The organism is Pseudomonas sp. GW821-FHT04D07 (assembly GCF_059420225.1).
On the sequence record NZ_JBWKTH010000011.1, the window covers coordinates 25,805 to 40,716 of the forward strand.

The window sequence follows — 14,912 nt, forward strand, 5'->3', positions numbered from 1 at the left end:
GCTCCCCCTCCCCTCGACGAGGAATCACCATGCTCAAGTACTTCGACCCGCACATTCATATGGTCAGCCGAACCACCGATGACTACCAGAACATGGCGGCCGCCGGTATCACCGGGGTCATCGAGCCGGCGTTCTGGCAAGGCCAGGCCAGAACCAGCGTCGGCAGCTTCATTGATTACTTCGACACCCTGCTGGGCTGGGAGCGTTTTCGCGCCAGCATGTTCGGTATCCATCACTTCTGCACCATCGGCCTCAACCCCAAAGAGGCCAATGACCTGTCGGTGGCCAATGAGGTGCTGGAGATTCTGCCGCGCTATCTGGTGAAAGACGGCGTCGTCGCGGTCGGCGAGATCGGCTACGACGATATCACCCCGGAAGAAGACCGTTTCCTCGCCGCTCAGCTGGAATTGGCCAAACAATTCAATCTGCCGGTACTGGTGCACACCCCGCACCGCGACAAGATCGGTGGCACCAAACGCACCCTGGCCGTGATTCGCGAAGTCGGCATCGCTGAGCACCTGGTGATCATCGATCACCTCAACGAGCTGACCCTGCCCCTGGTGCTGGATAGCGACTGCTGGCGTGGTCACTCCATCTATCCCAACACCAAAATGTCGGAACAGCGCATGGTCGCCCTGTTGCAGGAGTACGGCACCGAGAAGATGGTGGTCAACAGCGCCGCCGACTGGGGCATCAGCGATCCGCTCAAGGTGCCGAAAACCGGTCAGGCGATGCTGGCAGCCGGCTTCAGCGAAGCGCAGGTCGAACAGGTGCTGTTCCACAACCCGGTGAATTTCTTCGCCCAGAGCGGGCAATTGGACAAGACGCTGGTCAGCACCCCGCTACCCATCGATCAGCGTCGCCAATGGCAGGAGAACTCGGCCCTGCGCGGTCAGGAACCGGTGGTCAAATGAGCCAGCTCAGGGAATGGACGCCCAGCCAGATCGGCTATTGCAGCAACGTGCACCCCACCCCCGAGCTGGCCGGATTGTGCGCCTCGATCGAGACGCACTTCCAGGGCGTGCGCCAGTTGCGCGGACTCAACGAGCAGGACAGCGGATTGTGGATCAGCGCCAAGGCGGCGGCCCAATTGCAGCAGGTAACGGCACGCCAGGCATTCCTCAAGTGCTTGCAACGCAGTGGCTTGCGCCTGACCTCGCTCAACGGTTTTCCCTACGGCCAGTTCCATGAGGGCGCGGTCAAAGCCGAGGTCTATCACCCTCACTGGGCCGACCCACAACGTCTGGAATACAGCCTGCAACTGGCACAACTGTTAGCGGCCGCGCTGCCGCCGGACTCTGCCCAGGGAGTGATTTCCAGCGTACCGCTAGGCTACGCCGCGCATTGGAGTCCGGCACTGCAGCACGTCGCGGAGCGGCAGCTGCGCCAACTGACCCGGTCCCTGGCCAGGCTGCATCAGGAAACCGGCAAGAAGATCGTGTTATGCCTGGAGATGGAGCCGGACTGTGTACTGGAAAACACTGACCAGGCCATCGCTTTTTTCCAGCACTGGCAAGGTACGGACCCGCACCATGAACATCTGGCGCTGTGCTTCGATGTCTGCCATCAGGCCGTGATGTTCGAAGATTGCTATCAGTCGCTGGACAGGCTGCATCAGGCGCGAGTACCCGTCGGCAAGATTCAGCTGTCCAACGCCTTGATTTGTCGCCTGCCCTCTCAAGACGACAACCGGCGCGAACACGTCCTCCAGACATTGAGCGACTTTGCCGAAACCACCTACCTGCATCAAGTGAAAGCTCGTGATGCGCAGGATCGGTTATGGGCTTGGGCGGACCTTCCCGACGCCCTCGACGATTGCGCAAAGAGCCCGGGGCAAATCCCCGAACTGAGGATTCATTTCCACATTCCGCTGTTCAGCGAACATTTGCTGTTGCCCGAACTCAGCGGCAGTCAGATCGCCCTGGCGCAGACCTTCGACTTTCTGGCAGACCATGCGGATTTCCGCCCCGTGCTGGAAGTGGAAACCTACAGTTGGGGCGTCCTGCCCGCCCAACTGCGGCCCACCACCGAGCACGCCCAACTCCAGGGAATCGCCGCGGAACTGCACTGGGTCGAAGAGCAACTGCGGCAGCGGCATTTGCTGAGTCCGCAAACACGCGAGGCGTACGCCGATGCCCTCTGATCACCCGCGTCAACCGCTGTTGCTGATCAACGTGGTGGGGCTGACACCGGCGCTGCTGGGAGCGGCGACGCCGCACATCAATGCCCTGTTGAAAACAGCGAAAATGGCCAGCCTGCAACCGGTGTTTCCGGCCGTCACCTCGACGGTGCAGGCCTCGATCCTCACCGGTCTACCACCGTCGGAGCACGGCATCGTCGGCAATGGCTGGTACTTTCGCGATCAGGCCGAAGTCCGTTTCTGGCTGCAACCCAACGCACTGATCCAGGGTGAAAAAGTCTGGCAGGCACTCAAGCGCCAGCTCCCCGGGTTTCGCTGCAGCCAATTGTTCTGGTGGTACAACATGTATGCGGACGTGGATGCCGCCATCACCCCACGCCCTCACTATCCGGCCGATGGCCGCAAAATGTTCGGTCTGTATTCGGCACCGGCATCGTTGCACGAGCGTATCGAGCAGCAGATAGGCAAGTTCCCCTTTCCGAGCTTCTGGGGCCCGGCGGCCGGTATCGCCTCGAGCCGCTGGATCGTCGACTGCGCCATGGCCGAGTTCCAGCTCGATCGGCCCGACCTGCAGTTGGTCTACCTGCCCCATCTCGACTACAGCCTGCAGCGCCTGGGCCCCGATCATCCGTCGATTGCCGACGAGGTACGGGCCATCGACAGTGAAGTGGGGCGTCTGCTGACCTTTGCCCAAGCGCAAGGCGCGGCGGTGATGCTGCTGTCCGAATACGGGATCGAAGCCGTTCAGCAATCTGTATCCATCAACCGCTTATTGCGCTCGGAAGGTTGGTTGCAGGTGCGCCAATCGCTGACCTGGGAATTACTCGATCCCGGTGCCAGTGCGGCCTTTGCCGTGGTCGATCATCAGATCGCGCATGTCTACGTGAAGCAGGTGCAAGACATACCTCGGGTCAAAGCGCTGTTGCAGCGCCAGCCCGGCATCGAGCAGGTGCTGGATAAAGCAGAACAACGGGCCTGGCAACTGGATCATCCCCGCAGCGGCGAACTGGTGACCGTGGCCGCAACAGGTCACTGGTTCGATTACTACTACTGGTTCGACGACCGCAAGGCCCCCGACTTTGCCCGCACCGTGGATATCCATCGCAAGCCCGGCTACGACCCGCTGGAGCTGTTCATCGACCCGGCCATCCGTTTCCCCACATTGAAAGTGGCGCGCCGCCTGCTGCAAAAAAAGCTCGGCTTTCGCTACTACATGGACCTGATTCCGCTGGATACCCGCCTGGTCCGCGGCAGCCATGGCCGACTGCCCGAAAGCGAAAACACCGGCCCGCTACTCATCACCAATTGCGATCTGCCGTTGCCTCAGCGTCTTGCGGCCACGGAAGTGAAGCAACTGCTCCTGGAACACTTCCTGGGGCACCCACACACCGACCCGGCCAATGCCAAGGAGCTTCCATGCGGCGAGCCATTTCTATAACAGTTCTGAGTGCCTTGGCCGGTTTGGCCCAGGCCGAGAACGCCAACAACTTCGACTGTAGCAACTTCCTGAAATTTGGAGGAGACATCGACAAGACCCGGGCAGCATTCAACCAGAGTCCCGAGACCATGGCCTGGAACTGGTTCGTCTGTTTGAACCAGCCCAGCACCGTGAAGAGCAGCAATCTGATGTGGGAGACAATGAAGCCCTCAGACCAGGTCTACCTGGCCAATGGCGCCCCACCTGCCCCCTATGACAGCCGCGTGATACCGCCGGGCGTGCTCCAGCAAGCCAAGGTGCAGGGAATGGACCCGTCCCGAGCATTCCATGACCTCAACGCCACCCAGCAGGTCGATGGCTTGATCCTGCAAATGGGCGGTGCCGTGCCCGCGTCTCAAAAAGGCAATCCCGTACGGTTTCAACTGCTGATGGGCAAGGACACCTTCGATTACATCGTGCAACGCCAGGTCTACAGCATGAATGGCCAGGCCTCCCTGCCGGACAACCTGGTGTTCCCGTCCACCGCCTGGGAGTTGAAAGCCTCCTGGCTATGGATTGGCACAGACACGGCCTACAAGCAGACGCTGGAAAAAGACGGCTACTACATTGCCCAGGCCTATTACCCGCAAGACGGTCAATACAAGGTCGGCTATGCCGCATTGAGCGGCTTGCATGTCGTCAACAAGCTGAGCGACCACTGGGTCTGGACCAGCTTCGAAAACATCAACAACCGCAAGTACACCGTGAGCAATGCCGTACCGGCCACGCCGATGACCAACACCACGGGACCGACACCGGCCGCCCAACCGATCAATACCCGCTTCCAGGCCACTTATCCCGCCCTGTCGAAGTACGAACTGGTCGGGGTCGAATTCCAACCGATCACCCAGGTACTGGCCAACTCCCAGCTGGAATCGGCCTTCCAGAACACGTCGTCGTGCCTGGCCTGCCATGGCACCGCCGCCTACTCGAACAACAAGGGTTACTTCAATTTCGCCCAGGGAGGAAATGGCGGCATTCTCTACCCCACAACCCCGCTGCCGGACTCGGCTTTCGCCGGTTACAAAAAACTGGATTTTGTCTGGTCGTTGAAACGCGCCCAGTGGCAACGCTAAGGAGCATGACATGAGCGTATTGAACTTCCCTCGCATCTACCTCAACGGCCATATGTTCTGGAACCCTCCGACGGCCAACAACAACGATATTTTTCCACTTTATGACGCGGTCAACATGGACATCAACTGGCCGTTCATGAGCCATTTCGACATCACGTCCACGAACGCCCCCACCCAACTGATGCCCTGGATCATCGCGCCCCTGGCGATGCAGGATCTACCAGCTTATGTGCTGCAGGTACCGAGTAATGGCAACCCGGGAAACTACCCGTACATGCCCGCCGAATGGGATCTGTTCGGCGACAATGCCTGCGGCACCGTGAGCCATGGGGATACCCGCTCCGTGATCATTGGCGGCGAGCTGCAGGCCAATACCTACATCGACCAGGATCCGCTGATCGGCAAGAACTACCAGTTGCTCGGCAATCCCTTTGGCAGCGCCGGCCCCACTGCCGCGCGTTTCGTCGATATCAGCCCGTGGCAGAACACTTTCACCGCGTTGTATTTCGACAAGCTGATGCTGGGGGATCCGACATGCGGCCTGACCCTCAATCGCCAGTACCGGATGATGGACCGTTTCCTGAATTTCAATTGGGGGGCCTTCGGTGGCATCGTGTATGTCACCACCACCTGGCAGACCTGCTTTCCCCAGGAAAACCTGGAATGGGTTATCGGCAACTCATCCCTGTTGCGCAACCTTCAGCAGCAGATGAAGCAGCAAGGGGCGCAGGGCCTGATGTTCAGGTTCTCCACCTACCTGACCTGCTACGACAGGAACGGTGTTTTCAACGACTTCCCGCAGCGGCTCAACACCCGTTCCCATGACCCCAAGGACATGGCGAATGTGCAAGAGCTGTACAAACTGGGCCTGGACAACGTCGCCGAAATTTTCTTCAACCCCGCCTATAGCCGCACCGCCGCGACCCTGGGCCTCTGGTTCGCCGACGAATACCCCACCGCCCCCGCCGGCCGACGCCTGGTACCCGACCAGCCCGTGTCCCTCTCTAAAAAAGGCGTGGCCGCCAAAAGCACTCAGTTGGGCGTGATCTCGGCGCAGATTACCGACAACACCTTGTCGCTGGATCTGACCAATACTTTTCCGTTCTATCCGATAGTCCCCGACGCCCCCATCCTGACCGCCGAGAAATTCGAGGCGGGCAACTACCAACTGGGCGTACGCCAGGATGGGCAATTCACCCCAGTGGTCAACTTCGGCTTCGAGCAGTATCAACAAGCCGCCTTCGACAAACGCTCCGGCCTGCTGGACTTCCCCCTCAGCGACGCGGCCAAGACGACGCTGCAGTCAGGGCCGCTGGAGCTGCAACAGCAGGCCCCGGGCGCCCCCGTGATCGCCGCCACCCAGCAGACATGGACCGCCGAGGTGATAGAAAGCGGCACTTTCATCGACGTGGGTGACCACAAGACGCTGAACATCATGGTGCAGAAAAATGGCCAGCCAGCCGTCGGCACCCGACTGTGGGTGGCGGAGTATGGCAACCCCTACATGGTGACCACCAGCGACTACTACCTGGCATTCAGTAACGCGGCCAACTTCACGCTGTTCTACGACGACCCGGCAGACCGCAACAAGAACCAGCCCAATCTGCCGCAATTCACTGACACGCCCCCCGTGTCGAACTACCGGAGCACAGGCAGCGGCCGTCGGCTGACCGCTCTGCAAAACGCTCAGCCGGTTGGAAACCCGATCGGTTATCAGCAGTTCCTGCATGGCCCGAGTAAACCGATCGCGGTCGACCTGAGCCCCTGCCTGGCATTCGATGCGGCCATCTATGTCAGCGGAACACTGGACGACGACCAGGCCAGTCAGGTGGATTATTCCTATGTCACCACCACCACCGACGCCAACGGCATTGCCCAGTTGAGCTTCAGGGCCCTGGCTCCGGGCTTCCCGACATTGCGTTTTTTCGTCCAGGAAGACAACACGGCCCCAGTCATCCCCTTCAGCTTCCCGCTCCCCGAAGCCTATACCGACTTCCTCGCCCCGATACGGGTCCTGCCGGTGGACCTGAAGCTGCAACAGGACTTTATCAACACCTGGAACGCCATCCGCATGGACAAGGACGCCCCAGCGCAGTTGTGGGACCACTTCATCTACCCGCGCGTCCTGCAGTCCTTCTATTACCTGTACCCGATCATGAACAAGTTCATGCCACTCAACTCCCAGAAGCGCGTCGAAGGCGCCATCGACCAACTGATTGTGCTGATCAGCAAGAAGTACCAGGAGGAAAGTACGCTATCGATGCCCATCACCCGCGACATGTCGCAAAGCCGCCGCGCCGTGCTCGAACTCTGGGCGCAGTTCCTGGTGAAGCGCAATTACCCACCCCTGCCGCTCAGCATGAGTGACTACGACCACCTCTGAACCACAACACACCTCCAGCAGGACGCCGGGTGGCAACTCGTCACCCGGCGCTGCACAGGAGAGTCAAATTTTCGAATCAGTGACTGCCAAGCCGGCTACCCAGACCACCAAGCCGTGATTGCTCAGCGCCTGTTTGAACATGGAGAGTGCCTATGTCAGTTGCCATTCCTATCCCCGCCCACCCCCTCGAAACCCTGCGTCCCAGCACCCTTGTCGCCGAGGGCCTGCTGAACCCTCGCGGCCTGTGTGTCGAGGCCGATGGCAGCCTGCTGCTGGTTGAAGCCGGCTCCGGTCTGCCGGATCAGGCCTTCAGCGGTCGTATCAGTCGGCGGCGCCCCGATCCGCAACAACCCGGGAGCTACCAGCCCCCCGACATTCTGGCGCAGGGCTTTCGCTCAATGAACCTGCAGGCGCGCATGCTGCGTGATGAAATCATGGGTCTTTCGGACATTGCCTGCGGTGAAGGGCGCTACCTGGTCAGCCAGACGGATTATGTCGAGGGCTCGAAAATACTGGATCTGCAGTATTCTCCGCCCGAGCCGGTCTTCAGCAGCCGCGGCAATTTGAATGCACTGTGTTACCACCCGACGCGACGCAGCTGGTTGGCGGTCAAGCCCGACACCAACCAACTCGTTGAGTTCTCCGCCGAACAGGGTGAACGGGTCCTGGCCCAACTGCCCAACCTGGAGCAAGACCAGGACGCCGTGCCCGTGACCCTGGTGTACGAACCCGCGACCGAGGCCGTGCTGATCAGCCTGTTCTCCGGCGAGTTGCACCGCTCCCCAACCCGCAAGGGCATCGACTTTGCCGACAAGGCGGGCCAGGTCATACGGGTCTGGCCAGGCACCGGGCAAATCGACATTGTGCTTCGCGGCCTGCAACTCCCCACGGGCTTGGCACTGTGCCCAGACGGCAATCTGTTGGTGCTGGAACTCTGCGATCGGCTGTTACAGCCACTGTCAGCTGACTGGGCGGGAGAGCCCTTGCATGGTGGCTTTGCGCGTTTCAGTGGTCGACTGCTCAGCTGCAACCTGCAAACAGCGCAAGTCAGCGTCCTTGCCCGCGGCCTGGATACACCTTCGAACCTGTGTCTGATCCCCGGTGCCGTGCTGGTGAGCGAAGGCATGGGGTTAGCCGGTCGCCTACTGCCCACCGCGGAGAATGGCATCGCGGCCCTGACCGGCCGACTGCGCCGGATACAGCTCACAACGGCAGAGGAGAATTGACTGCGCTGCCCCAAACGCCGTCGATCTGGGTCGTGATCGCACCCGTTCATTGCCCGATGGGCTGATTGTAGCGATCCTGGATGCGCTTCAGTTCACCTGAGTGGCGCAGTTGCTCCAGGGCGCTGGCCCAGGCGGCGACCAGTTTGTCGTCACAGTCGCGGCTGAAGGCAATGTACAGCGATGAGCGATAGAGCTCGATGGGAATCTGTCGTAACGTGCCGGGGGCGATGTTCAACTGGCGACTGTAGTAAGCCACCCCCGCAGCAGTGTCGCCGACGATGATCTCGGTGCGCCCGGCGAGCAGCATGCGATAGAGCTGCAGGCTCTCGGTTGCAACTTTTTCGAGGTTGTTGAAGCCCCGCGCTTGCAGAACATCAGGTATCAAGCCTGCCTGTCTCGTCGTGATCCGCAGGGCGTGCCGTAGCTGCTCCAAGGCGTTCACCGGCTGCAGCGCATTGGCGAGCTGATAGGGGTAGATGGACTCTTCCACGATCGGTCCGACCCACTTGTATAACGGTTCGCGCTCCGCCGTGCGGAATAGGGAATACATGATGGTCTTGGGCCGGGTCTTCAACGTGCGGATGCTTCGCATGCTGGGCAGCAGCAGCACCTCGAAGTTATCCCCGGTCAGCGCCATTATGCCCCGAACGATCTCCGTGGCCATTCCAGTGAGCTGATTGTGCTCCTGGTAGTTGTACGGTGCCCACTCCTCAGTAACGACCTGATACTGCTCGGCTCTGACCACAGTGCCGAGCAATAGACAGAACAGCACTGCAGTCAGTGTCGAATATTTCACGTGTTCTGCCTGGTGGACTGTGCAGTGATCAAGGGAGGCTCTAGGATTAAAAGGACAAAATCAGTATAGACCCTGACACACGTCTAACGCCTGACGCTGCCTCGTAAACCGTCAACACGGCGGTTGAAATCTACCTCGGCAAGCGATTCAGGATAATAAACAGCCGCTATCCGTTCGAAATCGGGACTATTCAAAAACGGCCTAATGTGCCGTGATGATTGACTGGACGAGCCGACTTTCGTTGCTAGTGTTACTCGTGGAGATACCCTCCAAGGTGCTTGTTGTACCTTTTATTATTCTCTTGGCGGTGGCGTACGCAGCGGCAGCGGTGCGGGCAAGTAATTATCTCACGCAACACTGTCCGCCCGCGCTTCAAGTTGCCTGCATCTATAAACTTGGCAGTCCACTGCCGGTCAGTTCACTGGCGCTGAAAACCATGAATCAAATTGAACATGTCGTCGTTGTCATGCTGGAAAACCGCTCACTGGATACGATGCTTGGCTGGCTCTATCCGCATGACAGCCCACCACCACATGTCTTGCCAGTGACCAGTTCCCCTCAATTTGACGGCCTGCGCCCCGGTATGTTCAACCCGCGCTCGGACGCCACACCGGCGCGTCAGGTTGCAGTGACGCAGAATGCCAGCGGTTTTCAGGTTCCCGACCCCGATCCGCAAGAAACCTTTGCCAACGTCACCTACCAGTTATTCAGAGACGGTTCAGTCAGCCCCGGCAATACGCCCCCCATGGGTTTTGTCGACAACTACGCCACCACGGAAACCGCCAACCCCGATCAGATCATGCAGTGTTACAGCCCGGCGCAGCTGCCTGTGTTGGCCAAGTTGGCCCGAGCCTATGCGGTTTCCGATGCGTGGTTCGCCTCCGTTCCCAGCCAGACCTGGCCTAACCGCGCCTTTGCGCACACCGGGACGTCCAATGGCAATGTGGACAACGGCACGCCTCCCGATCCATTCGCCTGGGATGTCCGCACCATCTTCAACGTCCTGGGATCGATCGGATGCAGTTGGGGCGTTTACAGCAATACCATCCTGACTCCCTCGCTGACCCGGACGATGTTCCCCAAATTATGGGACCCCATGCTGAGCCCCCACTTCAGAGGTTTTTCCGCGTTTCTGGATGCGTGTCAAACCAACTCGTTACCACGCTATTCGTTTATCGAGCCGAGCTTTCTGGTCGACCCTAACGACCAGCATCCCCCTCATGATGTTCAAGCGGGTGAAGCCTTTCTGTATTCAATCTGGAACGCCGTCAGTACGTCGGCGGGTTGGAACCAGACCTTGCTGATCATCACCTACGACGAGCACGGCGGTTGTTTCGATCATGTCACCCCGCCCTTCAACGCCGTTCCACCTGACCAGGCCCGTCCGCTCGATGGTAGCGGCTTCGATTTCACTCGCTTTGGCGTACGTGTGCCAGCAGTAGTGATCTCACCCTACATTCAGGCTGGCACGGTTTTCAGATCGGACAACCCACACGCCCCCTACGATCACACCAGTATTCTGGCGACCTTGCGCGACTGGATCGGCATCCCGGCGCAGGACATGCTCACCAGCAAGCGGATTGCAAATGCGCCGACGCTCAATCAGTTACTCACCCTGAGCACACCTCGCGTCGATTTACCCTCTATACCGGCGCCGACGGCAACCACCTTCGCGCAGCCATCGCCGACTGCGGCGCTCAACGATCTTCAAAAAAGCCTGGTCACAGGTTCGGCAAAACGCTTCGGGCTCGACCCGGCAGCGACACTACAGACGGTGGGGACTCGGCAACATGCCGTTGATTTCTTCACCAGGCGGATCACTCACGCACACGCTTAGAGCAACCAACGGAGCAGATAGTGGCCAACGGGGTTCCCGCCAGTCTTGATGATCGTCTTCATGCTCAAAACACCTCGACCAGTACGACTTCGGTATCGTCGATAGCCTCGACAACGAGCATCGACTCCTCGCTCAAGGCGACCCCGTCCCCCGCCTCGACCCGTTCGCCGTTGACGTTCACCGCGCCGAGCACCGGCACCAGATAGCCCTGGCCAGTGCGCGAACAAGATTGGCTCAGACTCTGGCCGGCTTTGAGCGTCGCCCCGAGCACACGGGCGTTGGCGCGGATCGGCAGAGCGCTTTCATCGTCAGGCATTCCACTGGCCAACACGACCCATTGACCGGCCCGATCGGACTTGGGAAAAGGCCGCATGCCCCAGTTGGGCAACCCACCGTTTTCCCGCGGTCGCAACCAGATCTGGAACAGCCTTAACGGCACGATCCCCTCGTTGCGCTCTGCATGTCGAATGCCAGTCCCGGCACTCATCACCTGCACGTCACCGGCCTCGGTACGGCCTTGCCCGCCCTGACTGTCGCGATGACTCACCGCGCCTTCCAGCACGTAGGAAACGATCTCCATGCTTTCATGACCATGCATCGGGAAACCGCTACCCGGCGCAATCTCGTCGTCGTTCCAGACCACCAGCGCCCCTAGCGGACGGTGCGCGGGGTTGCCGTCGGCCGTTACCTTGAAATGATGACGGGCCTTGAGCCAGCCATAGTCGCCGCCACCGAGATCGGCCTTGAATCGATGCTCTAACATTTCAGCTCCTGAAAAAGCGGCCGATTGCCGCGTAAAAGAGCATAAATTTGAAACGAACAAAGAAGAACCGCTGTAAAAGCAACGCTACCTTGTAGAAAATAGAACGATAAGGCCAACGCGAGACCGGCAATGGACCATTTGACCGATTTGAACAATATGTACCTGTTCGCCAAGGTGGTGGATCACGGTGGGTTTACCGCGGCGGCGAAAGTACTGGGGCTGCAAACCTCAAAGCTCAGCCGTCGCGTCAGTGCACTCGAAGCGGAATTGGGCGTGCGCCTGCTCAATCGCAATTCGCGCCGAGTCTCCCTGACCGACGCCGGCCGCCTGTTTCACCAGCACTGCGTGGCCCTGGTGGAGGAAGCCCGGGCGGCGAAAACGGCCATCGACCAGACGCGAGCATCGCCGCAGGGCGTGGTGCGGATCAGTTGTCCATTGGGTGTCTTGCAGATGGGTGCCAGGGCCATCCTGGCCCAGTACCTGGTGGACAATCCGGCGGTGAGGCTCATGCTCGACGCGACCAACCGGCGCGTCGATGTCATCGAGGAAGGACTGGACATCGCCCTGCGCGTACGCCTGCTGCCACTGGAGGACTCCGAGCTGACCTTGCTACCCCTGCAGAGCGCCCAGCGAATCCTGGTCGCGAGCCCGGCGCTGTTGGCACAGCATGCAACACTTACTCAGTTGGAAGACCTGGCGCTGATGCCAACATTGGCCATGGCTAACACCAACGATAAATATCAGTGGCATTTCCAGGCACCGCACCCCGTGGTGCTGACCCACCAGCCAAGGTTGGCCACCGATGACCTGGAGACGCTACTGGAAGCAACCTTGAAGGGAATAGGTGTCGCGCAGTTACCGACAAGCCTGGTTCAGGACGATCTGCTGCAGGGCCGCCTGGTGCAAATCCTGCCCGACTGCCCATCACCCAGCGGCAGCCTGCACGCGATCTACCCCTCCAGGCGAGGCATGGTCCCCGCCGTGCGCAGCGTGCTGGACGCCCTGCTGGCCGGGTTCAACCGGTAGTACTCAGAACACCAACTTGTAGCCGATGGAAAACAGCATGACCGCCAGGAAAGGCCGCAAGATGCCATCCGGCACTCGCCCGGCCAGGTGGCTGCCGATGTAGATCCCCGGCAGCGAGCCCATCAGCAGGAAACCCAGCAGTTCCCAGTTCATATTGCCCATGCTCGCATGCCCCAGGCCCGCGACCAGGGTCAGCGGCACCGCATGGGCGATCTCCGTCCCCACCAGACGCCGGGTCGGCAGGAACGGGTAAAGGATAAACAAGGCCACCGTGCCCAGGGCACCGGCCCCGATGGAGGTCAAGGCGACCATGGCGCCGAGGGTCAGGCCGGTCACTACCGTCAGCCCGTTCAACTTCGAGTCGCTGATCTGCGAGTGATCGACACCGCGCCGATGAGCAAACGCCAGCAACTTGTTCTTGAACAACACCGCCAGTGCCGTCAGCAACAACACAAAACCCAGCGACTGCTTGATGACGCTGTTCAAGGCTTCGGGAGCGGTGTGCAGGCTGCTCAGGAACCACAAGGTCAACAACACCGCCGGCACGCTGCCCAGGGTCAGCCAACCGGTAATTTTCCAGTCGATATTGTCGTTTTTCCTGTGAACCAGAACGCCACCGGACTTGGTGATCGCGGCGTAGAGCAGGTCCGTGCCCACGGCCGTGGCCGGGTTGATACCGAACCACAGCAGAATCGGCGTCATCAACGAGCCGCCACCGACGCCGGTCATCCCGACAATAAAACCGACCACCAAGCCGGCAACGACAAAACCGAAATTACCGACATCCATTAGCAAGCCCTGGAGAATCTAGCGAGACGATATAAAAATCTGGCGGGAAGCATAGCGTCTAACGTTATGACTCTTTATATAAATATAATCTAACGTTATAACTATCATGACCTGCGAACGGTGCGGATCACACTGTGCCGATTGACGCAGAGCCCTTCTGTCAGCGTCCCGGCTGCCACTCCGGATGCTCGACCACCCCCTCATAGCGCAGCCACGGCACGTCATGGGATACCCAGATGTGATGCTCGGCCAGCGCGCCCGGATCGTCATCCAGGGTCGCGACACGCACAATCACCACGGGCAGCTGTAGCCTTTCGGCCATCAGATGCGAGCCGCACCGCGAACAGAAATAGCGTAGCTTGCCCGGCGAGGATTCATAGGCCGTTAGTGTTTCCTGGCCCTTGAGCCAGCGGAAATGCTCGCGCTTGACCTCGGCGGTGCTCACAAACGCCGCCGCATGCGTCTTGCGACAGGTGTGACAATGACAATGCCCGATCGGCATATCGATGCCGTCGAGTTCATACGCGACGGCCCCACAAGCACAGCTGCCCTTCATACCCGCTCCCTGACCATGCCCCACGACAAGGCACGATCCTAACCAGCGAGCATCAAGCTGGCCAGCCGATATCAGTCCAGGCGAATGCAGCGATACGCTTCGGTCCGGTAAGGAAAGGCGATGGTCTCTTTGCCGCGCAGGGCCGGATGGGTTTGAATCAAGCTCTGGAGTTGCTCGACCACCTCGGCTTTTTCGGCCGCAGGCAATGCCGCAATAAAGCTGACCGACAGAAAACGGTCGATGATGACTTCCTCGGGCGTGCCCACATGGGTGTACTCAAAACAACTCAGCTCCGGCGCCGAGAAGTAATGACCGTTGAATGGCTTGCGCCAGGCCCCCGTGTGAAAGCGCGGGGTATCGCCCTCGTAAGGGGTGATGATCCGAGTAATCGCCGCGACCCAGTCAACCGACTCATCACGCACGTTCCACACCAGTCCGAGCCGCCCACCTGGCTTGAGCACCCGGTGAATCTCGGCGAGCGCCGCTTCATGGGCAAACCAGTGAAACGCCTGGGCACACAGCAGCGCGTCACCCACTTGGGATTCCAACGGTATCGCCTCGGCAGTTCCCGAGAGTGCCCGGACCGCCGGCAGACGTGCGACCAGTTCGGCCCGCATCGCCTCGATCGGCTCGATGGCCGTCACCGTGGCGCCGGTCGTCGCCAGCAGCCGGGTGAACTTGCCAGTGCCGGCACCCAGATCGATAGCCTGCGCACCGGGCACGATACCCAGGCTATCGCGCAGCCACGACAGCAGCTCGGCAGGATAGTCAGGACGCCCGTGGGCATAGGTTTTGGCTTCAGCGCTGAAACCGACTTGTGCTGCCTTGTGAACGCCCGACATG

13 protein-coding genes are annotated in these 14,912 nt (G+C 60.1%); 8 read left to right on the top strand and 5 right to left on the bottom strand.

Features of this window, described 5'->3' with window-relative positions; genetic code table 11:
• Window positions 1–29: 29 nt before the first annotated feature.
• The 6 genes from AC07T0_RS15180 (at window position 30) to AC07T0_RS15205 (ending at window position 8,302) form a co-directional block, all read left to right on the top strand.
• The gene (locus tag AC07T0_RS15180; RefSeq protein WP_495001958.1) at window positions 30–914 is read left to right on the top strand and encodes a TatD family hydrolase; all 885 of its coding nucleotides are present in this window, start codon (window positions 30–32) and stop codon (window positions 912–914) included.
• Window positions 911–2,143: a metabolite traffic protein EboE gene (eboE, locus tag AC07T0_RS15185; RefSeq protein WP_495001959.1), complete on the top strand. Its 1,233-nt coding sequence runs from the start codon at window positions 911–913 to the stop codon at window positions 2,141–2,143. Before AC07T0_RS15180 ends, eboE begins: the two co-directional genes overlap by 4 nt.
• Window positions 2,133–3,578 (top strand): alkaline phosphatase family protein, encoded by a 1,446-nt coding sequence (locus tag AC07T0_RS15190; RefSeq protein ID WP_495001960.1) that lies wholly within the window; start codon window positions 2,133–2,135, stop codon window positions 3,576–3,578. The genes eboE and AC07T0_RS15190 overlap by 11 nt, the downstream gene beginning before the upstream one ends.
• Window positions 3,557–4,693, top strand: coding sequence for a hypothetical protein (locus AC07T0_RS15195; protein WP_495001961.1), 1,137 nt, complete (start codon window positions 3,557–3,559; stop codon window positions 4,691–4,693). The genes AC07T0_RS15190 and AC07T0_RS15195 overlap by 22 nt, the downstream gene beginning before the upstream one ends.
• 10 nt (window positions 4,694–4,703) lie before the next feature.
• On the top strand, window positions 4,704–7,076 hold the full coding sequence (locus AC07T0_RS15200) for a hypothetical protein (RefSeq protein WP_495001962.1): 2,373 nt from the start codon (window positions 4,704–4,706) through the stop codon (window positions 7,074–7,076).
• Between the two features lie 152 nt (window positions 7,077–7,228).
• On the top strand, window positions 7,229–8,302 hold the full coding sequence (locus AC07T0_RS15205) for a hypothetical protein (RefSeq protein ID WP_495001963.1): 1,074 nt from the start codon (window positions 7,229–7,231) through the stop codon (window positions 8,300–8,302).
• A 46-nt stretch (window positions 8,303–8,348) separates the two neighbouring features.
• Here the strand turns inward: AC07T0_RS15205 and AC07T0_RS15210 are convergent, their stop codons facing one another.
• Window positions 8,349–9,098 carry a substrate-binding periplasmic protein gene (locus tag AC07T0_RS15210; RefSeq protein ID WP_495001964.1) on the bottom strand — a complete coding sequence of 250 codons (750 nt, stop codon included), beginning with the start codon at window positions 9,096–9,098 and terminating at the stop codon, window positions 8,349–8,351.
• 214 nt (window positions 9,099–9,312) lie between these two features.
• Between AC07T0_RS15210 and AC07T0_RS15215 the strand changes: the two genes are divergently transcribed.
• Window positions 9,313–10,935 (top strand): alkaline phosphatase family protein, encoded by a 1,623-nt coding sequence (locus tag AC07T0_RS15215; RefSeq protein WP_495001965.1) that lies wholly within the window; start codon window positions 9,313–9,315, stop codon window positions 10,933–10,935.
• Between the two features lie 64 nt (window positions 10,936–10,999).
• On the opposite strand, the gene AC07T0_RS15220 is transcribed toward AC07T0_RS15215, so the two are convergent.
• Window positions 11,000–11,698 (bottom strand): pirin family protein, encoded by a 699-nt coding sequence (locus AC07T0_RS15220; protein ID WP_495001966.1) that lies wholly within the window; start codon window positions 11,696–11,698, stop codon window positions 11,000–11,002.
• A gap of 129 nt (window positions 11,699–11,827) precedes the next feature.
• On the opposite strand from AC07T0_RS15220, the gene AC07T0_RS15225 reads away from it, so the two are divergent.
• On the top strand, window positions 11,828–12,724 hold the full coding sequence (locus tag AC07T0_RS15225; protein WP_495001967.1) for a LysR substrate-binding domain-containing protein: 897 nt from the start codon (window positions 11,828–11,830) through the stop codon (window positions 12,722–12,724).
• A gap of 3 nt (window positions 12,725–12,727) precedes the next feature.
• Here AC07T0_RS15225 and AC07T0_RS15230 read toward each other — a convergent pair whose 3' ends face one another.
• The 3 genes from AC07T0_RS15230 to AC07T0_RS15240 form a co-directional block, all read right to left on the bottom strand.
• Window positions 12,728–13,513: a sulfite exporter TauE/SafE family protein gene (locus AC07T0_RS15230; protein ID WP_495001968.1), complete on the bottom strand. Its 786-nt coding sequence runs from the start codon at window positions 13,511–13,513 to the stop codon at window positions 12,728–12,730.
• Between the two features lie 160 nt (window positions 13,514–13,673).
• Window positions 13,674–14,069 (bottom strand): GFA family protein, encoded by a 396-nt coding sequence (locus tag AC07T0_RS15235; protein WP_495001969.1) that lies wholly within the window; start codon window positions 14,067–14,069, stop codon window positions 13,674–13,676.
• 71 nt (window positions 14,070–14,140) lie between these two features.
• Window positions 14,141–14,911, bottom strand: coding sequence for a class I SAM-dependent methyltransferase (locus tag AC07T0_RS15240; protein WP_495001970.1), 771 nt, complete (start codon window positions 14,909–14,911; stop codon window positions 14,141–14,143).
• Window position 14,912: the final 1 nt, after the last annotated feature.

Bases quoted from the DNA above. Each gene is read 5' to 3' on its own strand.
- AC07T0_RS15200 (WP_495001962.1), top strand. From the start codon at position 4,704: ATGAGCGTATTGAACTTCCCTCGCATCTACCTCAACGGCCATATGTTC.
- AC07T0_RS15180 (WP_495001958.1), top strand. From the start codon at position 30: ATGCTCAAGTACTTCGACCCGCACATTCATATGGTCAGCCGAACCACC.
- AC07T0_RS15235 (WP_495001969.1), bottom strand. From the start codon at position 14,069: ATGAAGGGCAGCTGTGCTTGTGGGGCCGTCGCGTATGAACTCGACGGC.
- eboE (WP_495001959.1), top strand. From the start codon at position 911: ATGAGCCAGCTCAGGGAATGGACGCCCAGCCAGATCGGCTATTGCAGC.
- AC07T0_RS15205 (WP_495001963.1), top strand. From the start codon at position 7,229: ATGTCAGTTGCCATTCCTATCCCCGCCCACCCCCTCGAAACCCTGCGT.
- AC07T0_RS15190 (WP_495001960.1), top strand. From the start codon at position 2,133: ATGCCCTCTGATCACCCGCGTCAACCGCTGTTGCTGATCAACGTGGTG.
- AC07T0_RS15230 (WP_495001968.1), bottom strand. From the start codon at position 13,513: ATGGATGTCGGTAATTTCGGTTTTGTCGTTGCCGGCTTGGTGGTCGGT.
- AC07T0_RS15225 (WP_495001967.1), top strand. From the start codon at position 11,828: ATGGACCATTTGACCGATTTGAACAATATGTACCTGTTCGCCAAGGTG.
- AC07T0_RS15195 (WP_495001961.1), top strand. From the start codon at position 3,557: ATGCGGCGAGCCATTTCTATAACAGTTCTGAGTGCCTTGGCCGGTTTG.
- AC07T0_RS15215 (WP_495001965.1), top strand. From the start codon at position 9,313: ATGATTGACTGGACGAGCCGACTTTCGTTGCTAGTGTTACTCGTGGAG.
- AC07T0_RS15220 (WP_495001966.1), bottom strand. From the start codon at position 11,698: ATGTTAGAGCATCGATTCAAGGCCGATCTCGGTGGCGGCGACTATGGC.
- AC07T0_RS15240 (WP_495001970.1), bottom strand. From the start codon at position 14,911: ATGTCGGGCGTTCACAAGGCAGCACAAGTCGGTTTCAGCGCTGAAGCC.